This is a genomic window from Vibrio sonorensis (assembly GCF_001854765.1).
GTDB lineage: Bacteria > Pseudomonadota > Gammaproteobacteria > Enterobacterales > Vibrionaceae > Vibrio > Vibrio sonorensis.
Window position 1 is genome coordinate 22,199 of sequence record NZ_LJJE01000091.1, and the last position, 22,291, is coordinate 44,489.

Annotated in this window: 16 protein-coding genes, 2 tRNA genes and 2 pseudogenes; 9 read left to right on the top strand and 11 right to left on the bottom strand. The window is 44.3% G+C overall.

Going from position 1 to position 22,291, the window contains the following annotated elements; all coding sequences use genetic code 11:
* Window positions 1-55: 55 nt before the first annotated feature.
* The 3 genes from metQ to metN are packed head-to-tail and all read right to left on the bottom strand — an operon-like array spanning window position 56 to window position 2,598.
* Entirely contained in the window at window positions 56-865 is an 810-nt protein-coding gene (gene metQ, locus BLO31_RS15320) for a methionine ABC transporter substrate-binding lipoprotein MetQ (RefSeq protein ID WP_070968555.1), read from the bottom strand.
* Window positions 866-896: 31 nt separating this feature from the next.
* Window positions 897-1,574, bottom strand: coding sequence for a methionine ABC transporter permease (locus tag BLO31_RS15325; protein WP_070968559.1), 678 nt, complete (start codon window positions 1,572-1,574; stop codon window positions 897-899).
* On the bottom strand, window positions 1,564-2,598 hold the full coding sequence (gene metN / locus BLO31_RS15330; RefSeq protein ID WP_070968562.1) for a methionine ABC transporter ATP-binding protein MetN: 1,035 nt from the start codon (window positions 2,596-2,598) through the stop codon (window positions 1,564-1,566). Before metN ends, BLO31_RS15325 begins: the two co-directional genes overlap by 11 nt.
* 294 nt (window positions 2,599-2,892) lie before the next feature.
* On the opposite strand from metN, the gene gmhB reads away from it, so the two are divergent.
* The 4 genes and pseudogenes from gmhB (at window position 2,893) to treC (ending at window position 7,926) form a co-directional block, all read left to right on the top strand.
* Window positions 2,893-3,441: a D-glycero-beta-D-manno-heptose 1,7-bisphosphate 7-phosphatase gene (gene gmhB, locus BLO31_RS15335; protein WP_070968565.1), complete on the top strand. Its 549-nt coding sequence runs from the start codon at window positions 2,893-2,895 to the stop codon at window positions 3,439-3,441.
* A gap of 185 nt (window positions 3,442-3,626) precedes the next feature.
* Window positions 3,627-4,573, top strand: a pseudogene (gene treR / locus BLO31_RS15340) (trehalose operon repressor TreR).
* Window positions 4,574-4,743: 170 nt separating this feature from the next.
* Window positions 4,744-6,168 (top strand): PTS trehalose transporter subunit IIBC, encoded by a 1,425-nt coding sequence (gene treB / locus BLO31_RS15345; protein ID WP_070968568.1) that lies wholly within the window; start codon window positions 4,744-4,746, stop codon window positions 6,166-6,168.
* A 78-nt stretch (window positions 6,169-6,246) separates the two neighbouring features.
* Window positions 6,247-7,926 carry an alpha,alpha-phosphotrehalase gene (gene treC / locus BLO31_RS15350; RefSeq protein ID WP_070968572.1) on the top strand — a complete coding sequence of 560 codons (1,680 nt, stop codon included), beginning with the start codon at window positions 6,247-6,249 and terminating at the stop codon, window positions 7,924-7,926.
* A 121-nt stretch (window positions 7,927-8,047) separates the two neighbouring features.
* Here the strand turns inward: treC and BLO31_RS15355 are convergent.
* Window positions 8,048-8,132 (bottom strand) — tRNA-Tyr (locus BLO31_RS15355).
* A 55-nt stretch (window positions 8,133-8,187) separates the two neighbouring features.
* A tRNA-Tyr gene (locus tag BLO31_RS15360) sits at window positions 8,188-8,272 on the bottom strand.
* A gap of 269 nt (window positions 8,273-8,541) precedes the next feature.
* On the opposite strand from BLO31_RS15360, the gene BLO31_RS15365 reads away from it, so the two are divergent.
* Window positions 8,542-9,600, top strand: coding sequence for an efflux RND transporter periplasmic adaptor subunit (locus BLO31_RS15365; protein WP_070968575.1), 1,059 nt, complete (start codon window positions 8,542-8,544; stop codon window positions 9,598-9,600).
* A complete protein-coding gene (gene vexH / locus BLO31_RS15370; protein WP_070968578.1) occupies window positions 9,600-12,710 on the top strand; it encodes a vibriobactin export RND transporter permease subunit VexH in 3,111 nt (1,036 codons plus the stop codon). The genes BLO31_RS15365 and vexH overlap by 1 nt, the downstream gene beginning before the upstream one ends.
* 37 nt (window positions 12,711-12,747) lie before the next feature.
* Here vexH and BLO31_RS15375 read toward each other — a convergent pair whose 3' ends face one another.
* A complete protein-coding gene (locus tag BLO31_RS15375) occupies window positions 12,748-13,350 on the bottom strand; it encodes a DUF6198 family protein (protein WP_070968581.1) in 603 nt (200 codons plus the stop codon).
* Window positions 13,351-13,696: 346 nt separating this feature from the next.
* On the opposite strand from BLO31_RS15375, the gene glyA reads away from it, so the two are divergent.
* Window positions 13,697-14,947 carry a serine hydroxymethyltransferase gene (glyA, locus tag BLO31_RS15380; RefSeq protein ID WP_070968586.1) on the top strand — a complete coding sequence of 417 codons (1,251 nt, stop codon included), beginning with the start codon at window positions 13,697-13,699 and terminating at the stop codon, window positions 14,945-14,947.
* Window positions 14,948-15,015: 68 nt separating this feature from the next.
* Here the strand turns inward: glyA and BLO31_RS15385 are convergent, their stop codons facing one another.
* The 4 genes and pseudogenes from BLO31_RS15385 to ybeD form a co-directional block, all read right to left on the bottom strand.
* Window positions 15,016-15,342 (bottom strand): hypothetical protein, encoded by a 327-nt coding sequence (locus BLO31_RS15385; protein ID WP_070968589.1) that lies wholly within the window; start codon window positions 15,340-15,342, stop codon window positions 15,016-15,018.
* 169 nt (window positions 15,343-15,511) lie between these two features.
* A pseudogene (gene lipA, locus BLO31_RS15390) lies at window positions 15,512-16,476 on the bottom strand (lipoyl synthase).
* A 4-nt stretch (window positions 16,477-16,480) separates the two neighbouring features.
* Window positions 16,481-17,122 (bottom strand): lipoyl(octanoyl) transferase LipB, encoded by a 642-nt coding sequence (lipB, locus tag BLO31_RS15395; protein WP_070968592.1) that lies wholly within the window; start codon window positions 17,120-17,122, stop codon window positions 16,481-16,483.
* 174 nt (window positions 17,123-17,296) lie between these two features.
* Window positions 17,297-17,575: a DUF493 family protein YbeD gene (ybeD, locus tag BLO31_RS15400; protein ID WP_070968595.1), complete on the bottom strand. Its 279-nt coding sequence runs from the start codon at window positions 17,573-17,575 to the stop codon at window positions 17,297-17,299.
* A gap of 384 nt (window positions 17,576-17,959) precedes the next feature.
* Between ybeD and BLO31_RS15405 the strand changes: the two genes are divergently transcribed.
* Window positions 17,960-20,044, top strand: coding sequence for a TonB-dependent receptor (locus tag BLO31_RS15405; RefSeq protein ID WP_070968597.1), 2,085 nt, complete (start codon window positions 17,960-17,962; stop codon window positions 20,042-20,044).
* A 50-nt stretch (window positions 20,045-20,094) separates the two neighbouring features.
* Window positions 20,095-21,021 (top strand): siderophore ABC transporter substrate-binding protein, encoded by a 927-nt coding sequence (locus BLO31_RS15410; RefSeq protein ID WP_070968600.1) that lies wholly within the window; start codon window positions 20,095-20,097, stop codon window positions 21,019-21,021.
* Between the two features lie 89 nt (window positions 21,022-21,110).
* On the opposite strand, the gene BLO31_RS15415 is transcribed toward BLO31_RS15410, so the two are convergent.
* Window positions 21,111-22,289 (bottom strand): serine hydrolase, encoded by a 1,179-nt coding sequence (locus BLO31_RS15415; protein WP_070968603.1) that lies wholly within the window; start codon window positions 22,287-22,289, stop codon window positions 21,111-21,113.
* Window positions 22,290-22,291: the final 2 nt, after the last annotated feature.

A 22,291-nucleotide genomic window follows, 5' to 3' on the forward strand; every position in this document is an offset into this window, starting at 1 on the left:
AAAAAGGCTAACCAACTGGTTAGCCTTTAAATTTTTTGCTGTTAGCTAGGGTGGATTACCAACCCTTAACTACGCCGCCTTGGAAGATTTCTGAAGCAGCTTTGTAAACTTCGTCAGTTTGGTAAGCTTTAACGAAGTTCTGTACGTTTTCAGCTTGTACGTTCTCTGTACGAGCAACAACTAGGTTTACGTATGGAGAATCTTTATCTTCAACAAATACGCCGTCTTTCTGAGGAGTTAGGTTGATAGAGCTAGCGTATGTAGTGTTGATGATTGATAGCGCTACGTCATCTAGTGAACGAGGTAGTTGTGCAGCGTCTAGCTCAACAATAGTGATATTTTTAGGGTTTTCTACGATATCGCGTACTGTCGCTAGTAGACCAACACCTTCGCGAAGTTTCAGAAGACCTTGTTGCTCAAGCAGAAGCAGAGAGCGACCTAGGTTAGTCGGGTCGTTAGGAACTGCAATACGAGCGCCGTCTTGGATCTCTGATACTGCTTTAACTTGCTTAGAGTAACCAGCAATTGGGTAAACAAAAGTGTTACCAGCGATAGTGAGTTTGTAACCACGGTCAGCGACTTGCTGATCTAGGTATGGCTTGTGTTGGAATGCGTTGATGTCGATAGAACCATCGTCTAACGCAGCATTTGGCGTTACGTAATCTGTAAAGGTAACAAGTTCAACGTCAAGACCGTATTTTTCTTTTGCTACTTTAGCGGCAACTTCAGCTACTTGAGCTTCAGCACCAGCCATAACACCAACTTTGATTTTGCTTGTATCAGCGGCTTTTTCGCCACAACCAGAAAGTACAAGAGCAGAAGCGGCGGCTGCAATGGCTAGCAGACCTTTTAAATTAAATTTCATGACTATCTCCTTATAAAGTCAAAGACTAGTGTTATCTGTGATCCACGCGGCGAACAATAGCGTCACCAATCGATTGGATAATCTGTACTAAAACAATCAGCATCACAACGGTTACTGCCATAATGACAACGTCGTAACGGTGGAAACCATAGCGTATTGCTACATCTCCTAAACCACCGCCACCAACGGTTCCGGCCATCGCTGAATAGCTGACCAGAGTTACCATAGTGATGGTCACTGAATTCACAATGGTAGGCAGTGCTTCGGGAAGCAATACCTTAGAAATGATTTGAGTCGGTGTTGCCCCCATTGATTGAGCGGCTTCAACCAAACCAGATGGAACTTCTAACAACGCACCTTCAATCAGGCGAGCAACAAATGGAATCGCACCAATAGTAAGTGGAACAATTGCTGCTGTTGTACCAATAAAGGTGCCAACAAGTAGTTTGGTTACGGGAATAATGGCAACCATAAGCACTAGGAATGGTACGGAACGACCAACGTTCACAATGGCGCCCAAAATGCTGTTTAACTTAGTGTTTTCTAGCAGGCCACCCTTTTTAGTTGTGTGCAAAATAACACCTAGGGGAATACCGAATAGGAAACCCACAGCCCCAGACACGGCAACCATGTATAGCGTGTCCCAAGTTGCGCCAATTAAAAGGTCGCCGTTGAGGCTTAGCCACTCAGATACTGTATTAAAGGACATAACCGAGCACCTCTACTTTTGCTTTGTTATCGCGCAGATATTGTAGCGCTGCGTTATCGTCTTCTTCGTTACCAAATAGTTCCGCCACCATCATGCCGAACTTTACACCGCCAGCGTAATCTAAATCTGAGCTGAGGATGCTGATATCAATATTAAATTTGCGTGCCACTTGACTCATCAGCGGAGCGTCCACGGTTTCACCGGTAAACTCTAGACGTACAAGAGGGTAACTTCCTTCCACGCGAGTCTCTTGAAGGCGTGCTTGGTAATCTTCTGGAATAGAAAGATCTAGGGTGGAACGAATAAATTCGTGAGCCAGTTCTGTTTTAGGGTGAGCAAAAATTTCGCCAACCGTGCCTTTTTCAACTAGCTCGCCATCACCAATGATCGCCACTTCGTGACAGATGCTCTTAACTACGTCCATTTCGTGGGTAATAAGCAGTATGGTGATGTTTAGCTTGCGGTTGATTTTACGCAGCAGTTCAAGAATGGACTGAGTGGTTGCAGGATCAAGTGCGCTTGTCGCTTCATCACAAAGCAGTACTTTAGGGTCTGATGCCAGTGCACGAGCGATTGCCACGCGCTGCTTTTGACCACCACTTAGATTGGCTGGGTAGCTTTCGTGTTTATCTGCCAAGCCCACAAGCTTTAAAAGCTCTGTTACTTTCTGTTCGATATGCGCTTTATCTTTGCCTGCCAACTCTAGCGGCAGTGCAACGTTGTTAAAAACGGTACGAGAAGACAGCAAATTAAAGTGTTGGAAAATCATCCCAATATTTTGGCGTGCTTTACTCAACTCTGATTTGGAGAGTTTTGTGAGGTCTGTACCATCGACGATGATAGAGCCCGAAGTTGGCGCTTCTAGCATATTTACACAGCGGATCAGAGTGCTTTTCCCTGCACCTGAAGAACCAATTACACCAAAAATACGTCCTTCTGGGACGTTAAGGTTGATATCTTTCAGGGCAAGAATTTCCTTGCTGCCTTGATAGAACACCTTATTAACTTGTCTGATATCGATCATTTTGTTGCCTGTCTGTCTGAAAAGCCTTGGCTTTAACAGAATATTATATTGAGCAATGTCTCATTTCGTAGTCGATGCTATGGGTTTCCAGAATCGAAGTCAATAGATATTTTTACGTCTAGACGTCTAAACGCATTTTAAAATCTAAACAAATTGGAATTATATATAGCTAAGCTGCTTTAAGGGGGGTGTGACCTTTACAAGTATTGAGTTGTATTCGATGGCTTAGCTAGCATCTAAAAGGGACTTGAGTATAATAATCATCGAAGTGAAAACAAAAGCGAGTAAGCAATTTTGGCAAAACGAGCAGTCTTTTTAGATCGTGATGGCGTTATCAATGTCGATCATGGCTATGTGCATGATGAACATGATTTTGAGTTTATTGAAGGGGTGTTTGAAGCCACTAAAAAACTCAAAGAGATGGGGTACATACTAGTATTAGTCACCAATCAGTCAGGTATTGCTCGCGGTCTGTTTAGCGAAGACCGCTTCTTATCTCTTACTCAATGGATGGATTGGAACTTTATCGACAACGGTGTTGAGTTTGATGGCTTTTATTATTGCCCTAATCATCCAGAGCATGGGATCGGAGAGTACAAAGTCGACTGTGGTAATAGAAAGCCACAGCCGGGTATGTTTATCTCAGCTCGTGACCATCTAAAAATTGATATGGCCAACTCGGTGATGGTTGGTGATAAAGCCGAAGATATGATGGCAGCCGAAGCGGCAGGTGTTGGTACGCGGATTTTGGTTCGAACTGGAAAAGCAGTGACAGATAAAGGCGAACAACTCGCCACCACGGTATTAGATAGTATTGCCGATGTACCTTCGTATTTAGCTTGATACCATTCGCTTAATTGAGACTTTTTAACGCTCCTTTGGGAGCGTTTTTACTATAAAAAAATACGGTTACGCAAAACAATGCGGTAAGTCTGTTTTCGACGGCTTAAACTCGTACAAAGATTTACAACTCGTAGAAAAGCCAATAACGTATATTCGCTTGTTCTCAAAGGTAACTCTCAACTCTTATGACTAAAAAACTGACCATCTTAGATATCGCGAAACTGGCGGGTGTCGGCAAGTCTACCGTGTCCCGTGTTCTGACGAATGATCCCAAAGTAAAACCAGCGACGCGAGCTAAAGTGGAACAGGTGATTCAAGAGTCAGGTTACATACCCTCTAAGTCGCTCAGGCCATGCGTGGTGGCAGTCAAAAGGTAGTTGGGGTGATCATTTCCCGATTGGATTCTCCTTCGGAAAATCGCGTGGTTGGTAGTCTGCTTCAGACTCTATATCGCTCTGGTTACGATGCGGTGATTATGGAAAGCCAATTTGATCGCCAGAAAACCAATGAGCACTTAGACGTACTCGCTCGCCGTAAGGTGGATGGTGTGATTGTGTTTGGCTTTAGTGACTTTGATGTAGAGAAACTCGCACCTTGGCAACATAGCGCCGTAGTGGTCGCGATGGATACCGATAAAGTGTCATCAATTAACTATGACAATCAAGGTATTATCGAGCAAGCTATCGCTCACCTGATTGAAGAAGAACGTGAGCATATCGCTTATATTGGTGTTGACCCTTCAGATAAAACTACGGGCAAACTGCGTTTAGAGGTTTATCTGCAATGGTGTGAGCGACAAGGCTATAACCCGAATTATCAAACCGGTCACCTTCATCATGAAAGTGCGTATACCTTGGTTGATAAGGTACTGGAGCGAGAAACAGACTCTATTGTCTGTGCCAGTGATACCTTGGCTCTGGGGGTTATTAAGCGCCTGCAAGAGCTAAACCGAGAAGATGTTATTGTGACAGGAGTAGGGGGAAATGAACTGCTTTCTTTCCTGTTTCCTAAAGTATTTAGCATTGATCCCGGTTACGTCCAAGTCGGTGAGAGAGCGGCTAACTTGCTGATCTCTCAATTGAATGGTGATACTGAAGTCGTTCATCTTACCCAAAAACCTATCCGCGACTAAGTTTCTGATTTCTCGTCGAATAAAAAACACTCTGTGATCATTCTCAATAAATGGGACTGTTCCCATTTTTAATTTTATCATTGTCTGACATCATAAAAACCACAAATGGGAATGTTCCCATATTATAAAAACATATTCAGAACTACAATCCATATAGGGTGGACTTGATTATGAGCAAGATTGCGAAACAGGACGTTGAACGTCTGATAGAACTGGTTGGTGGCAGCAATAATATTGCTAGCGTGAGTCACTGCCTTACCCGCTTGCGTTTTGTACTCAATGATACAAGTAAAGCAGACACCAAAGCGCTGGAAACAGTGAGCTTGGTAAAAGGCTGTTTTACTAACGCAGGGCAATTTCAGGTGGTTATTGGCACGGAAGTCGATGAGGTTTACAAAATGCTCATCGAACTTACGGGTAAAAACGCGGCGAGTAAAGACGAAGCCAAACAAGCTGCCCGTCAAAATATGAACATACTGGAAAGAGGTATTTCCCACCTTGCTGAAATCTTTGTACCTCTTCTTCCAGCTATCATTACCGGTGGTCTGATCCTTGGTTTTCGAAACGTTATCGGTGACATCAAGATGTTTGACGGCCAGTCTCTAACTGAAATCAGTCAGTTTTGGGCGACGGTCCACTCGTTCTTATGGTTAATTGGTGAAGCGATTTTCTTCTTCCTACCCGTGGGTGTGTGTTGGTCAACAGTGAAAAAGTTAGGGGGAACGCCAATACTAGGTATTACCTTAGGTGTAACCTTGGTGTCTCCGCAGTTGATGAACGCCTATCTGATTGGTAAACAAGTGCCAGAGGTATGGGACTTCGGCCTGTTTGTTATCGAAAAAGTGGGTTATCAAGCACAAGTGATCCCTGCGATGTTGGCAGGTATGGCCTTGGCGTTTATCGAAACTAATCTAAAACGCATAGTGCCGTCTTACCTTTATTTAGTCGTGGTACCGTTTGTATCAATCATTCTTTCGGTGGTACTTGCTCATTCACTTATCGGCCCACTTGGTCGTGTTCTAGGTGATGGTGTGGCATTTGCGGCCAAAGCGGCAATGACAGGTGACTTTGCAGTGCTTGGTTCTATGGTGTTTGGTTTCTTATACGCACCACTTGTCATTACCGGTATTCACCACACGACGAACGCTGTCGATCTTCAATTGATGCAAGAGCTAGGTGGCACACCAATTTGGCCATTGATTGCTCTTTCTAACATCGCACAGGCTTCCGCCGTGGTTGGTATTATCATCATCAGTAAAAAACACGGTGAACGAGATATTTCTGTTCCCGCAGCGATTTCTGCCTACCTTGGTGTCACTGAACCTGCAATGTACGGTATTAACTTAAAATACAAGTTCCCTATGCTATGCGCCATGATTGGTAGTGCTGCTGCGGCGGCCGTATGTGGTAGTGCTGGTGTTATGGCCAACGGCATCGGTGTAGGTGGTCTACCGGGTATTCTGTCTATTCAGCCACAATTCTGGGGCGTATTTGGCCTTGCGATGTTGGTCGCTATCTTACTTCCCGCTGTACTCACACTTTTCTTTTACAAGCGAGCTCAAGCTAAGGGAGAGCTTGAACCGGCAAATGCATAACACCCCTTTTGAAGCGGTCGCCGGATTGGCCGCTTCACTTTTTATTCTTCAATTTTTATCGGTAAGTGAGCTACTTCCATGACAAGCGTAAATCAAGATGCGAATTGGTGGAAAACCGCAACGGTTTATCAAATTTATCCCAAGAGTTTCTGCGACAGTGGTGCAAAGGGTACGGGTGACATTCAGGGTATCATTTCTAAGTTGGACTATCTCAACAAGCTCGGTATTGACGCAATATGGCTAACGCCAGTTTATGAGTCACCGATGGTGGATAACGGCTATGACATCTCTAACTATTTCGAGATCAATCCCGACTTTGGCACTATGGATGACTTTGAGCAGCTGTTGGCTTTAGCCCATGAGCGCGGTATCAGAGTGATCATGGATATTGTAGTGAACCACACTTCTACAGAACACGCATGGTTTAAGAGCGCGTTAGGTGACTTGAGTAGTCCATATCGCGACTACTATATCTGGAAAGATCCAATAGATGGCGGGGTTCCAAACAACTGGCAATCTAAGTTTGGTGGCAGCGCGTGGACATTAGACAAGGCAACCAACCAATACTATCTTCGCCTGTTTGCAGAGCAGCAAGCTGACCTCAATTGGGAGAATCCAAAAGTTCGCGAGGAAGTGAAGGGCATTATTAGTTACTGGGCTAAAAAAGGTGTCGATGGTTTTCGCCTTGATGTGATCAATCTTATCTCCAAACAGCAAGATTTTGCTGATGATGATACCGGTGATGGAAGACGCTTTTACACCGATGGTCCACGGGTGCATGAGTACCTACAAGAGATCAGTGATTCTGTATTTCAGAAGTACGGCAGTGTAACCGTTGGGGAGATGTCTTCGACGACCTTAGAGCATTGTCAGCAATATTCGTCACTGGACGGCAAAGAGCTGTCCATGGTGTTTAACTTTCACCACTTAAAAGTGGATTATCCAAACGGAGATAAATGGACGACAGGGCCGTTTGATTTCATTCAGTTAAAGAAGATTTTCAACCATTGGCAAACCGGATTAAACGGCAAAGGTTGGGGGGCGCTATTTTGGTGTAATCACGATCAGCCACGCGTAGTAAGCAGATTAGGTGACGACCAACAATACCGTGTGGAATCGGCAAAGATGCTAGCGGCTAGTGTGCATATGATGCAAGGCACGCCTTATATCTATCAGGGTGAAGAGATAGGGATGACCAATCCGGGCTACACCAGTATCGCGCAATACCGAGATGTCGAAAGTACTAATATGTATGAAATTATGGTCGAAAGTCAGGGTGTTGATTGTGAGGAAATGCTCGCGATATTGAGACAAAAATCCCGCGATAACTCTCGTACGCCTATGCAGTGGGACAGCACTCAATATGCCGGTTTTTCTAAAGCAGAACCTTGGCTGGAAGTTGCTTCGAACTACAGTGAAATTAATGCTAATCAGGCGGTAAGTGATAAAAATTCGGTATTTTACTTCTACAAAAAGTTAATAGAACTTCGCAAAGAAATACCCGTGATCACTGATGGTCAGTATCAAGACTTACTACCGCAAGACAAAGCGATTTTTGCCTACCAAAGAACCAATGCCAAGCAAACATTGATCTGTCTAAACAACTACTATGGCGAAGAAGCAGAATGTGTTTTGCCTACAGATATTGATTTGAGTGATGCACGAGTGATCTTGGGTAACTATGAACATAGTATCGGTGTGGCAAGGCACCAAATCCTTCGTCCATACGAGACAAAAGTCATTTTAGTCGATAACTGATGGCGAGTGATTGATGGCATCACCCCCTTATAGGTCTTATTTAGGTAAGGCCTTTTTTATTGGTTTAATTTTAGCCGCTTACAGATGCAAAAAAGCCAGCTCGATGAGCTGGCTTAAAATATGGTGGAGGGGGACGGATTCGAACCATCGAAGGCAGTGCCGGCAGATTTACAGTCTGCTCCCTTTGGCCACTCGGGAACCCCTCCGGGTATTTTTATACTTAGTTTTTGTTTTCCCAACGCGAAAAACCAAGTTTGAATATGGTGGAGGGGGACGGATTCGAACCATCGAAGGCAGTGCCGGCAGATTTACAGTCTGCTCCCTTTGGCCACTCGGGAACCCCTCCAGGGTATTTTTATACTTAAGTTTTGTTTTCCCAACACATCACTCAAGTGCGGAGCGCATCATAGCAAACTCGTGAATACTGTAAAGCCTTTTCTTGGCATTTTGAATCAAATGCTGCCTTTTTGGACAGAGTGGCTAGAAAGTATGATTTTGTGTGAGCGAAATCGGCCTAAACTTACAGTTAACTGTACCGTCTTTACACTCCTTGACGTTGGAGTTACGTATAAAAAGGTACAATTGAGCAGAATATAATTACTAAGAATTTTCACTATGAAGCAAACAGTTATCTTATTTATGCTGCTTATAGGTTTGGTGATGGTGCCATCTATTGCGCTGGCCAAAAGAGGCGGCGGAAATCAGGCTGTCAGCGTGGTCACTGAAACCGTAGCAATACATCAAGTGTCTCAATCTTTGACTCTCGTTGGCAAAGTAGAAGCCAAGCAGTCTGTCGTGATCTCACCAGAGGTGACGGGCAAACTAGATACAATAGCGATCAAAGCTAACCAATTGGTAGAGCAGGGCTCTTTGCTTTTTAAACTCGATGACGACAAAGCAATAGCAGCGGTTGCTGAAGCAAAAGCTTATCTCAATGACGAGCGGAGAAAGCTACGCGAGTTCGAACGTTTGTTATCTCGCAATGCGATTACTCAAACAGAAATAGACGCGCAAAAGGCGAGCGTAGAGATTGCGCAAGCTCGCTTAGATGCAGCACGTGCTAACTTAAATGATCTTCATATTACCGCCCCGTTTACAGGTACGGTCGGCTTTATTGATTTTAGTCGCGGCGCTTTAGTCAACGCTGGAAGTGAGCTTGTTAGCTTGGATAACCTTTCACTGATGCGCCTTGATATTCAAGTTCCAGAACGTTACCTCACCTTGCTGTCTAACGGTATGCGAGTTACGGCAACCAATGCGGCTTGGGGGGATAGAGTGTTTCAAGGCGAAGTGGTCGGCATTGACTCTCGTATCAACCAAGAAACTCTAAACCTAAGGGTACGCATAGAGTTTGACAATCAAGACAAAGCGCTGAAGCCGGGTATGCTGGTTTCTGCTACTTTGGCTTTCCCTGCGATTGAAGCGCCAATAGTACCTGTTCAAGCCTTGGAATACTCGGGTACTAAACGATATGTTTACGTCATTGACGAACAGATGAAAGCGTCCCGTCGCGAAGTTGTATTAGGGGCAAGAGTCGAGAACGAAGTTGTCATTGATAAAGGTTTGGAAATTGGAGAAAAGATAGTCGTTCAAGGCATTGTTAATATGCGTGATGGTGTGAAAGTGTCCCAAGTGGGTACGGATGGCCAACCCGTTGAAAAGGAAAGTAACTAATGTGGTTATCTGATGTCGCTGTGAAGCGCCCCGTTGCTGCTGTCGTGCTAAGCCTTTTGCTGGTGGTTTTTGGCATTGTCTCTTTCTCTAAGCTGGCAGTAAGAGAAATGCCGGATATAGAAAGTCCAGTGGTTTCTATTAGCACTCGCTACGAAGGAGCTTCTGCTACTATCATTGAAAGCCAGATAACTTCGGTTTTAGAAGATCAGTTATCTGGGATCAGTGGCGTTGATGAAATTAGTTCTACAACGCGAAATAGCTCTTCCAGAATTAGGGTTACGTTCGAACTTGGTTATGACCTTAACACGGGTGTGAGTGATGTTCGTGATGCTGTGGCAAGAGCGCAAAGGGCATTGCCTGATCAAGCCGATGATCCCATTGTATATAAAAACAATGGCAGCGGAGAGGCTTCTCTCTATATCAATTTGAGTTCATCAGAGATGGACAGAACCCAGCTAACGGATTACATCGACCGTGTTTTGATGGACAGATTTAGTCTGATCTCCGGTGTCAGCTCGGTAAATGTGTCTGGTGGGTTGTACAAAGTGATGTACGTAAAGCTTAAACCTGACCAGATGGCGGGTCGCGGTATCACTACGGCGGATATTACTTCTGCGTTGCGAAGTGAAAACATTGAAAGCCCCGGGGGTGAAGTTCGCAATGACTCGATAGTCATGTCGGTGCGCACCGCTCGAAGCTACAACCAAGCCGAAGATTTTGAATACCTTGTGGTCAAACGCGCGAGTGATAGCTCTCCGATTTATTTAAAAGACGTCGCGGATGTTTATCTAGGTGCAGAAAACGAAAACTCTACCTTTAAAAGCGATGGTGTGGTTAATGTCAGTATGGGGATTGTTCCTCAATCTGATGCAAACCCATTAGAAGTGGCTACTCGGGTTCACGAAGAAGTCGATAGGATTCAACAGTTCCTCCCTGTTGGAACTCGATTGGCTATTGATTACGACTCCACCGTGTTTATCGACCGTTCAATTAGCGAGGTATACAACACACTGTTTATTACTGGTGGTTTGGTTATTCTGGTGTTGTACATTTTTATCGGTCAAGCCAGAGCAACTTTAATTCCAGCAGTGACAGTGCCTGTATCACTGATCTCCTCTTTTATTGCCGCTTATTATTTTGGATTCTCAATCAATTTAATAACCTTGATGGCGCTGATCCTTTCCATCGGTTTAGTGGTTGATGATGCCATTGTTGTGGTTGAAAATATTTATCACCATATCGAGCAAGGTGAGACACCGCTTTTGGCAGCCTACAAAGGCACAAGGGAGGTTGGTTTTGCAGTGATTGCAACGACGCTAGTGTTGGTTATGGTGTTTCTACCCATCTCGTTTATGGATGGTATGGTCGGGCTGCTGTTTACTGAGTTTTCGGTGCTCTTGGCGATGTCCGTTATCTTCTCTTCTTTGATAGCACTGACCCTAACTCCGGTATTGGGAAGCACGATTCTCAAAGCAAATGTAAAACCCAATCGATTTAACCGTTTTATAGACACGGTATTTAGCAAACTAGAAGCTGGTTATCGACGTGCTCTTACTTGGGCAATGAAAGGTCGTTGGGCGGCTCCGCTCATTATTCTCTCTTGTGTTGGGGGGAGTTATGGGTTGATGCAACAAATACCGGCCCAACTGACACCCTCCGAAGATAGAGGGGTAATTTTTGCCTTTGTACGAGGCGCCGATGCAACCAGTTACAACCGAATGTCGGCCAATATGGATCTAGTAGAAGATCGGTTGCTTCCTCTTTTGGGGCAAGGCTTCTTAAAGTCTTTCAGCATTCAATCCCCTGCGTTTGGTGGTAATGCTGGCGACCAAACGGGTTTCGTGATTATGATTCTCGAAGATTGGAATGAGAGGGATGTAACCGCAAGCCAAGCTCTGGGGCAAGTTCGCAAAGCTTTGGCTGGTATACCTGACGTGCGAGTTTTCCCATTTATGCCGGGCTTTAGGGGCGGTTCAAGTGAGCCCGTTCAGTTTGTACTCGGTGGCTCTGATTATCCCGAACTAAAAAAATGGGCTGAGATGCTCAAACATGACGCAGAAGCTTCCCCAATAATGGAAGGAGTAGAAATCAACTACTCGGAAAAAACGCCCGAGCTGGTTGTCAGTGTGGATAAGCAAAGAGCGGCAGAGCTAGGCATCAAGGTTTCCGATATTTCAGATACGTTAGAAATCATGCTCGGCGGTAAAAAAGAGACGACGTTCGTTGAACGGGGTGAGGAATACGATGTCTATCTTCGCGGTGACGAGAACGCGTTTAACAACGCGGCCGATTTAAGTCAGATCTATCTGCGTACCAGTTCTGGAGAGTTGGTCACCTTAGATGCGGTAACAAAAATAGAAGAGGTGGCTTCTTCTATTCGACTCGCTCACTACAACAAGCAGAAAGCCGTAACAGTGACTGCCAACTTGTCAGAGGGGTATACCTTGGGTGAAGCGCTTAATTACCTCGATGCTAAAGCGATAGAGATACTGCCATCAGATATCTCGGTTAGCTATTCCGGAGAGTCTAAAGACTTTAAAGAGAACCAATCGAGTGTAGCCATTGTTTTTGCACTGGCTCTGCTGGTGGCCTATTTGGTATTAGCGGCACAATTTGAAAGTTTTGTGAATCCGCTAGTGGTTATGTTTACCGTTCCCATGGGGGTGTTTGGCGGTTTTATGGGGCTATTCCTTATGGGGGAGGGGCTCAATATTTACAGTCAGATCGGAATGATCATGCTGATAGGCATGGTGACAAAAAACGGTATTTTAATCGTTGAGTTTGCCAATCAACTAAGGGACAGAGGGTTTGAGTTTGAAAGAGCGATAGTGAGTGCAGCAGCGCGACGATTGCGCCCTATTATGATGACTGCGTTTACCACATTAGCTGGCGCCATACCCTTGATACTCTCTTCTGGCGCAGGATATGAAAGCCGCGTCGCTGTAGGCACGGTGATCTTTTTTGGAATGGCATTCGCGACGTTTGTCACCTTGTTTGTGATTCCCGCTATGTACAGATTGATATCTGCGAAAACCAAATCGCCGGGTCATGTTGAAGCAGAGTTAAACAAAGCGCTGAGCCACGATGTAAAAGCCAGAAGTTCTCACTAATAATATAGCCCGCATTTGCGGGCTATATTATTTGCGTTCAAGAAGTGTAGGTCACACTGTAGCGAGTAGGTTTGTGGTTCATAGCCAGCACGACATTGAGCGCTACAGCGCCTAAAACGGAAAGTGCGATGATAAATGGCGCGACAAAGAAGAAAGACGCCATCAAGATTAAACAATCTAGAGCCATCTGCGATTTGCCAACGGAAATGCCAAACTTATCTTGGATGTATAGGCACATGACATTGAACCCACCAAGGCTAGAGCGATGGCGGAACAGAATGAGCATTCCAAGCCCCATCAATAATCCCCCCGCGACAGCACAATAGATCTCATTGACGGTTTCTAGCGTAATAACCAGATATAAGTGGTCTGCAATGACAGAAACCAAAGCACCAGAAATAGCACTGTTAATGGCAAACTGATAGCCGAAGCGCTTCCACGCCATCACGTAAAACGGCAGGTTGATCGCAAAGTAGAGGGTACCAAATGACAGCGGGATAAGTTGGTCGACCAAAAGCGCCAATCCTGCGGTGCCACCAGTAAGCAAAGAAGCCGATTTAAGGAAGAATATTCCTTGTGCAACCAGAAACGAGCCAGTCAGTATAGCTATCCAGTCTTCTTTGTATGAGTGTTTTTCCATAGTTTCAGGTAACGTTATTCAATAATGGCGTGAATAGTATGGAAAAGTTGCGTTTTTCGGTAGCTTGATAGGCAAAATTAAGGTAAACCTATGTAATTGTCGTTTTACAGGGTGTAAAGGGAAAAGTTGACAGAGGGAGGCTTTGTTAATCAATCCTTTACCATCGTATGACCAGCCTTGTAATTCATTATGAAAAAACTGCATGAGAAAAAGTGAAATTTTCTCTTTATGATCAAGATCAAGTTATGTAGAATGCGCGGCATATTACGGTGACGAAAACGTTTGCTTTTGGTCGTTGTGTGGTTTTTTTGAAACTTTCAGTACAAATCTGAATCAGGAGATACAGATGCTAAAGCGTGATATGAACATCGCAGATTACGATGCGGAGCTATTCGCAGCCATTCAGGAAGAGACTCTTCGCCAAGAAGAGCACATTGAACTTATCGCTTCGGAAAACTACACCAGCCCGCGTGTAATGGAAGCTCAAGGTTCTCAACTGACTAACAAGTACGCAGAAGGCTACCCAGGTAAGCGTTACTATGGCGGCTGTGAGTATGTTGACAAAGCAGAAACTCTAGCGATTGATCGCGCTTGTGAATTGTTTGGTTGTGAGTATGCGAACGTTCAGCCACACTCTGGCTCTCAAGCAAACTCTGCTGTTTACATGGCACTGCTTAACCCAGGTGATACGGTTCTAGGTATGAGCCTAGCTCACGGTGGCCACCTAACTCACGGTTCACCTGTAAACTTCTCTGGTAAGCACTACAACGTTATCCCTTACGGTATCGACGAAGCTGGTCAAATCAATTATGACGAGATGGAAGCGCTTGCTGTAGAACACAAACCTAAGATGATCATCGGTGGTTTCTCTGCTTACTCACAAATCGTTGATTGGGCAAGAATGCGCGAAATCGCTGACAAAGTAGGTGCTTACCTATTTGTTGATATGGCACACGTTGCGGGCCTTATCGCTGCAGGCGTATACCCAACGCCAGTTCCACACGCTCACATCGTGACGACGACAACTCACAAAACCCTTGCTGGTCCTCGTGGTGGTCTAATTCTGTCTAACGCTGGCGAAGAGATGTACAAGAAGCTGAACTCAGCAGTTTTCCCTGGTGGTCAGGGCGGTCCTCTAATGCATGTTATTGCGGGTAAAGCGGTAGCATTCAAAGAAGCGATGGAGCCAGAGTTCAAAGAGTACCAAGCTCGCGTAGTTAAAAATGCTAAAGCTATGGTTGCTCAGTTCCAAGAGCGTGGATACAAAATTGTATCTAACAGCACTGAAAACCACTTGTTCCTTGTTGACCTTATCGACAAAGACATCACTGGTAAAGAGGCTGATGCTGCACTGGGTAGTGCTAACATCACGGTAAACAAAAACTCTGTACCTAACGACCCTCGCAGCCCATTCGTCACTTCTGGTATCCGTGTTGGTACACCAGCAATTACTCGTCGTGGTTTCTCTGAAGAAGATGCGAAGGATCTTGCAAACTGGATGTGTGATGTTCTAGACAACATCGGCAACGATGAAGTCGTAGAGTCTACAAAAGCAAAAGTTCTTGAGATCTGTAAGCGTCTACCTGTTTACGCTTAATCTTATAGGTCACAATAAAAACGCCGGACTATGTCCGGCGTTTTTTTGTCTGTCAATCTATTTGCTCTTTACTTAGAGATACTAAGCAGAGTTCCAGACTTACATTTGAAAGAGTAGTATTTGCGGCTTTCGTTAAACTTGCCTAGTCCTTCTCCATCACAGTAATCAATATTTATATCGCGCATGGTCTCTAAGGTTTCTTCTGAGTTAAGGGCGAACTTAGAGCCATCAGAACAAACAATTCGAACACGGCCATCATCGCTAACAGAGTAGATATCCACTTCTGTATTACAAAGTTCAAATGAGGCTTCACGGTAGTTGTCCTGTTTGGTATTAGAAGCACAACCTGCGGCCAACACGGACAACGCGACAGCAATGAATCCTAGCTTGTTCATAGACACTTCCTTGGTAGTTAACAGGCATTACTTGCCTTGTTTAGATTATAGACTCCTAGACTATAGAAGGATCTAGCGTGATTCAAGGGCAGTACAAAGTAAATGCAAGCGGGAAATAAAAAGGGGCTGTTAAAGATAACAGCCCCTTTCGAGTAAGTATCGAGCTCTATTAGCTGACTTCTACACCTTTGGCCTGTAGGTCGGCGTGGTAAGAAGAGCGTACAAACGGGCCACAGGCTGCGTGTGTAAAGCCTAGGCTAGAGCGATCTCTTTTAGTTCGTCAAACTCTGAAGGCGGAACGTAGCGCTCTACTGGTAAATGGTGACGGCTAGGCGCTAGGTATTGCCCTAGAGTCAACATGGTTACGCCGTGTGCGCGAAGATCTTTCAATACTTCGACAATCTCTTCTTTGGTTTCACCTAAGCCCATCATCACACCAGACTTAGTAGGAACATTTGGGTGTTGCTCTTTGAATTTCTTCAAAAGTTCAAGAGACCACTTATAGTTTGCACCCGGACGAACCTTGCGGTACAGGCGTGGCGCTGTCTCTAAGTTGTGGTTAAACACATCAGGTGGATTGTCGTTGAGTAGTTCAAGAGCGACATCCATACGACCACGGAAGTCGGGAACAAGGGTCTCAATAGTAATATTTGGGTTCTGCTCACGAATCGCTGCATTACAGTCAGCAAAGTGTTTTGCACCGCCATCTCGAAGGTCATCACGGTCTACAGAAGTGATCACTACGTATTTCAACTTCATGTCTTTGATCGTTTGTGCCAGTTTTTGCGGCTCATCTTGTTCAGGAGCAATTGGTCGACCATGGGCCACATCGCAGAATGGACAACGTCGGGTACAAATTGCCCCTAAGATCATAAATGTAGCGGTACCGTGGTTAAAACACTCAGCTAAGTTAGGGCAAGACGCTTCTTCACATACTGAGTGAAGATTGTTTTTACGCATGGCAGATTTTATGTCTTGGATGCGCTGGCTGTCTGCTGGCAGTTTAATCCTCATCCAGTCTGGTTTGCGCAGAACTTCTTTCTGCTCAACTGGCATGTTTTTCACTGGAATCAGAGCCATTTTATCGGCGTCGCGATATTTAACGCCCTTTTCCATTTGAATAGGTTTACTCATGATCTTATGCTTCTGTGCTGAATTTTACTTGTTCGTAACCCAAGAGTGCTACGAGCTCTTCTACTAATTTTTTTTCAACGATTTCAACATTATCAGGCCCACCTAGTTGGCTTAGTTGAACCATTTCCATTCCTGCATAACCACATGGGTTAATGCGAAGGAATGGGGATAAATCCATATTTATGTTGAGTGCTAAACCATGGAATGAGCAGCCTTTACGGATGCGCAGCCCCAATGAGCATATCTTTTTATTGTTTACGTAGACGCCTGGTGCATCGGGTTTTGCCGTGGATTCAACTCCATAGGTTTTGAGCGTGTTGATCACCAAGTTCTCTATATGGGTGACGAGATCGCGAACCCCGAGCTTTTTTCTACGTAGGTTTATCAGGAAGTAAGCAACTAGCTGGCCGGGGCCGTGATATGTCACCTGTCCACCACGATCACTTTTTACTACAGGAATATCACCGGTGTTGAGCAGATGCTCGGCTTTACCAGCTTGTCCTTGTGTAAAAACGGGATTGTGTTCAACCAGCCAAACTTCATCCGAAGTGTCGTCAGTGCGATTATCAGTAAAGTCATGCATGGCTTGCCAAACAGGTAGGTAATCCTGTCTGCCTAGCCGCTTTACTACTAGCTGGTCTGGCATTCCTGATCCTTATTCATTAATAAAGTTTTGAGATTATAAACTGGTTCTGGCCTAGCGACCATATCTTAGTAACACATTTTTAACTATTGTAACTATGCAGTTTGTTTATCTGTTTGATATGTATAAAAAAAGCAGCTTTCGCTGCTTTCAAAAAAAATTGAAAGATTCAAAAAATTATAGAACCATTCGTACAATATCGATGTCACCTAGCTCTTTATAAAGTGTTTCCACTTGCTCGATAGAGGTGGCGTTAATGGTTACCGATACTGAGTGATAGTTGCCTTTTGCACTTGGCTTAACCGTTGGACTGTAGTCCCCTGGAGCGTGGCGTTGAATCACTTCCAGTACTTTTTCTGGTAGTTCAGGCTTTGCGTAACCCATCACTTTGTAGGTAAAAGAGCAAGGAAACTCCAGCAAATCTTTCAATTTGGCATCAGAATTGATGTTCAACATCTTGGTTACCCCAGTTAATCATTTCTTAAAGTAGCGCGGAATATTACTGACAATTTAAGTATATCTCAAGTGACGCCAACTCTCAGCATCGCTATCTAATGTGAAGATCGTTTTTACTCTTCTCGATTAGAACTCTCGGCTATTAAAACTCGTTAATTTACAGCTAGATGGAATATGTCGACTTCTTGCAACAAGAGGAAAGGCTTGTGTTACTTCATGCCCAAAGCGCCTTATGTGGCGATTTCTCATAATAGTTATCATTTGTATTTGAAAAGCTCAGCGTGATAAAAACTGCCAAACAATGATTAATACATAAATATGTATCACTGTTAAGCAATTGATTTTATTTGGTTATATATCAACGTTGAAAATTTGGAGAAGAAAATGGCAAACCAAAGCCAAGCCGCAGGGAAGTTACCTAAGGGTAAAATCGCGGCTAAAACAGTACTTGCAGTTAGTATCAGTAGTGTACTTTTTGGTGCTCCAGCATATGCTGAGCAGCAGCCTGTAAAAAAACTAGAGGAAGTCACCGTTATTGGTGAAAAAGTGGAACGTTCTATCTATGAAACGGGTTCGAGCGTTCGCGTATTTGATGAAGACACAATTCGCTCAACGCCAAAACTTACCCAAGTTGAAGATCTGCTAGAGCTTACACCAAACTTGGTACATGCCGGTCACGGAAATGACCTTCCTTCGGTCCGAGGTATTGACGGTTCCGGGCCGTCAAATGGCGGTTTGTCAGTTTTCGCAGGAGCCGATCCACGACTTAATTTATCTATCGATGGCCGCTCATTAACTTATTCTGAAATCGCTTTTGGCCCTCGTTCTTTGTGGGATGTTGAGCAAGTAGAAGTCTTTCTTGGCCCACAGAGTTATGTACAGGGACGCAACTCTTCCGCAGGCTCTATCGTTGTTAAGTCTAAAGATCCAGTTCATGAGTTTGAGACGAGTGTTAAAACAGGGTATGGAGAAAATCGTTACTCACAAAACGCAGCAATGATTAATGTCCCACTAGTAGAAGAGCAATTGGCAGTGCGTTTGAGCTTTGATCAACAAAAGCGCAAATCAGCAGTGCCTATCGCATCTTATGAGCCAGCAGGTGATAGCAAAAGAGTTGAGACGACGATAGCAAGGGCCAAGTTCCTTATCGAACCTGAAAAACTAACTGGGTTTTCATCGGTTTTAGCGGTTGACCACACGGATACTCGTGCCCCACAAAACGAAAACAAAATCGGCTCTCTAAATGAATACCGCCCAGTTTACGAAACCAAGTCGACCAACGGAAACTGGTTTATAGACTGGCAGTTGAATGATGCCTTCACATTTGAAAATCGCTTAATTGTGACTGAGTTTGAGTTCGAACGTTTTAGTAGTCCTATAGATAGGGGGGACTTAGTTGTAGAAGGTGATGAGTTTTCAATTGAGCCTCTGATTCGTTACCAATCTACAGATGGAAATTTGAGTGCATTATTTGGTGCTCGATACTTTAGCTCTGAGCAGGATGACGTTTATTCCTCTAACAACAGTGATATTCCCATGTCTGGGGAAACAAAAACTGCTTCTCTATTTGCTGAAGCTACTTACAGCGTCGCCCCACAGTTTGATGTCACTTTGGCTGCACGATTTGAAAAAGAAAACAAAAAGCGCAAGGCAAAGGGTACTGAGGCTCCATGGTATGTATTTGACCTAGACTACGATGAAGATGTTTCTGTTTTCCTACCGAAAATAGAACTTGCTTACCGTCCACAAAGCAACCAAACAATTGGTTTTAGGGTTGGTAAAGGTTACTCCAATGGCGGAGCTGGATTGAGTTTTGACCCTACGGACAGGACTGGTAATGCTCCGATGTTGGCGTATGGTTTCGATAAAGAATATGTTTGGAACTATGAACTGTATACCCGTCATGGTTTAGCTGATAGCCGTGTTGCTCTTACTTCTAACTGGTTCTACAACGATTTTGATGGCATGCAGGCAACGCAAGCCCGTCCTGATAATTTCATTGTGATACAGAATCTCGATGATGCGAAAACTTATGGCGCGGAGTTTGGTTTAAGCTGGCTGGCGACTTATGATCTTGAACTGCAAGCGGCAGTTGGTTTATTAAAAACCGATTACACCGAGACTGAAGCTCAAGGTGGAAAGCGCAAAGAATTGTCTCGTGCTCCAAGTATATCGGGTAACTTTGCCGCTCTTTACACCTTCGCAGAGGGCTTTGAGGCTTCGGCCAATGCTAATTACACGGGTTCTTACTACAGTGATATAGCTAATACTGAGGCGATGGAGGTTGATTCTTACTGGACGGTAAATACTCAGTTGTCTTATGAGTTCACTAATGGACGTGCAAGCCTGTTTGCCACCAACTTATTTGATGACAACAGTATTACCTCTTATTTCCATCCACGTATGTTAGATTCTCCTTTGCATCAAACCCCAAGAATGATTGGTGCCTCACTAGAACTTAACTTCTAATTGATACAACGGGTGCACTATGTGTACCCTTTTTTTTAAAAAGGTGATTTATGCGTAAATTGATACTATCGCTTCTATCCTTGTCATTGATTTCTTCAGCGGCTTACGCAAAAAGTATTACGGTTGAACATGCCTCTGGCACAACGATTATTGAAAAAACACCAGAAAGAGTGGTTGTTATCGGCGCTGGAGCGCTTGATATGTTGGATTACTTCGGTGTTAATCCAGTGGCGGTTAATCACGACTATCAGCCGCATTACCTGAGAAAATATACTAAAGAACCCTATGGTTCTACGGGCACACTTTTCGAAGCGGACTACGAAGCGATCTTTACTCAAAAACCAGATCTGATCTTTACTGGTCCTCGTATTGCTGGAAAGTACGACGAACTGTCGGAAATCGCTCCAACGGTTGTTTTAACGCCTCATGCTGAAGGTAGCTACTGGGAAAGTACTCAGCAGCAATGGCGCATTGTTGGTAAGATTTTTGGGGTTTCCGATAAGGTTGAAGCGACAATTGCCCGTATTGATAAAGACTTTAAAGAGATTCGCGAATTTAATAAGGCGAATCCTCCCAAAGCACTCACTGTCATGAGCTCTGGTGGAAACGTCACGGCATTTGCCACTCGCTCGCGATTTGGTGGCTCTATTTACCAAGATTTTGGCTTTGAACAGGCTGTTGATCAAAAGCTTAGATCCAACAATCACGGCGATTTGATTTCGTTTGAATTTATTCAAGAAGTAAACCCTGACTATTTGTTTATTATTGACTCAGATAAGTTGAGAGAGGAAGCGTGGGATGCTAAGTCGAACAATCAGGTAAAAGCGTTCGATAACGATTTGGTTAAAAACACCGTCGCCTTCAAAGAAGATCATATTTTAAGCTTAAGCCTTGATGCGTGGTATGTTCCTATGGGTGGGGTAAGAGCGACAGAGAAAATGATTGAAGAGATGAAACAAGTATTGAACTTGAACTAGTTTTACTTGTTTTAAACAGTTTGTTATTGATATGAAAAAGCCACCGAATTTTTTGCGGTGGCTTTTCTTTTTCTTATAGCTTCATTGGCTTAGAAGAAGCTGTTCATCAACATAACAATGTAGTCCCACATGCGGCTAAATAGACTGCCTTGCTCAACGTCCTCTAGGGCGAGTAGTGGGTATTCTGCGATGTCTTGACCTTCTAGCTGGTAAAACAGCTTACCGACAACATCACCTTTCATAATCGGGGCTTCTAGTTCTCGCTCAAGGATAAAGCTTGCTTTTAAGTTCTTTGCTTGGCCGCGAGGTAGGGTGACGTAAGTATCTTGGTCTAGACCCAGTGCAACAGTGTCTTTGTCGCCCATCCAGACTTTTTCTTCAACAAAGGTTTCGTCTGCTTTGTGTGGTGCTACCGTCTCGAAAAAGCGGAAGCCGTAACTAAGTAGCTTTTTGCTTTCTGACTTACGAGCGTTGGCATTTTTTGTACCCATAACAACGGCGACAAGTCGCATTTTGCCTTCAGTCGCAGAACTTACAAGACTATAACCGGCATTGCTTGTGTGGCCAGTTTTGATGCCATCGACATTCATGCTTTTATCCCAAAGCAGACCGTTTCGGTTGTACTGGGTGATGCCGTTGTAGGTGAACTTCTTCTCTGAGTATATGCGATATTCTTCTGGTACGTCGCGGATAAGAGCAGTGCCAAGCAGTGCCATATCATAAGGCGTAGAGTAGAGATTTGAACTATCTAAACCGTGAACATTACCAAAGTGAGTATTGTTCATGCCAATAGAGTCTGCCCAAGCATTCATCAAATCAACAAATGCATCTTCAGAACCCGCAATGTGCTCAGCCATCGCAACACATGCATCGTTACCCGACTGAATAATAATGCCTCGGTTTAGGTCTTCTACTGATACAGTTGTACCAACTTCAATAAACATTTTTGAAGAGTCGGGGAAGTTCTTCGCCCACGCATTCTTACTAATGGTCACTTCATCGCTTAGATTGATATTGCCACGAGCAAGTTCTTGGCCAATGACATAGCTGGTCATCATTTTGGTAAGGCTTGCCGGCGAAAGCTTGGTGTTCATCTCTTTTTCTGCCAGTACCTTACCGGAATGATAATCCATCAGTACAAAGCCTTTAGCGGCAATTTGAGGTGCATCGGGAACAACGATAGGAGAAGCGTTTGTTGAGAAAGCGAGCGTTGCGCAAAGTGCAAAGGAAGACGCCAATGCAGTTTTAAAAAGTGTTGTTTTTTTCATCT

Excerpts from the sequence above, each read along its gene's own strand:
- metQ (WP_070968555.1), bottom strand. The coding sequence starts at position 865 with ATGAAATTTAATTTAAAAGGTCTGCTAGCCATTGCAGCCGCCGCTTCT.
- BLO31_RS15325 (WP_070968559.1), bottom strand. The coding sequence starts at position 1,574 with ATGTCCTTTAATACAGTATCTGAGTGGCTAAGCCTCAACGGCGACCTT.
- metN (WP_070968562.1), bottom strand. The coding sequence starts at position 2,598 with ATGATCGATATCAGACAAGTTAATAAGGTGTTCTATCAAGGCAGCAAG.
- treB (WP_070968568.1), top strand. The coding sequence starts at position 4,744 with ATGAGCAAGATTGCGAAACAGGACGTTGAACGTCTGATAGAACTGGTT.
- treC (WP_070968572.1), top strand. The coding sequence starts at position 6,247 with ATGACAAGCGTAAATCAAGATGCGAATTGGTGGAAAACCGCAACGGTT.
- BLO31_RS15365 (WP_070968575.1), top strand. The coding sequence starts at position 8,542 with ATGAAGCAAACAGTTATCTTATTTATGCTGCTTATAGGTTTGGTGATG.
- vexH (WP_070968578.1), top strand. The coding sequence starts at position 9,600 with ATGTGGTTATCTGATGTCGCTGTGAAGCGCCCCGTTGCTGCTGTCGTG.
- BLO31_RS15375 (WP_070968581.1), bottom strand. The coding sequence starts at position 13,350 with ATGGAAAAACACTCATACAAAGAAGACTGGATAGCTATACTGACTGGC.
- glyA (WP_070968586.1), top strand. The coding sequence starts at position 13,697 with ATGCTAAAGCGTGATATGAACATCGCAGATTACGATGCGGAGCTATTC.
- BLO31_RS15385 (WP_070968589.1), bottom strand. The coding sequence starts at position 15,342 with ATGAACAAGCTAGGATTCATTGCTGTCGCGTTGTCCGTGTTGGCCGCA.
- lipB (WP_070968592.1), bottom strand. The coding sequence starts at position 17,122 with ATGCCAGACCAGCTAGTAGTAAAGCGGCTAGGCAGACAGGATTACCTA.
- ybeD (WP_070968595.1), bottom strand. The coding sequence starts at position 17,575 with ATGTTGAACATCAATTCTGATGCCAAATTGAAAGATTTGCTGGAGTTT.
- BLO31_RS15405 (WP_070968597.1), top strand. The coding sequence starts at position 17,960 with ATGGCAAACCAAAGCCAAGCCGCAGGGAAGTTACCTAAGGGTAAAATC.
- BLO31_RS15410 (WP_070968600.1), top strand. The coding sequence starts at position 20,095 with ATGCGTAAATTGATACTATCGCTTCTATCCTTGTCATTGATTTCTTCA.
- BLO31_RS15415 (WP_070968603.1), bottom strand. The coding sequence starts at position 22,289 with ATGAAAAAAACAACACTTTTTAAAACTGCATTGGCGTCTTCCTTTGCA.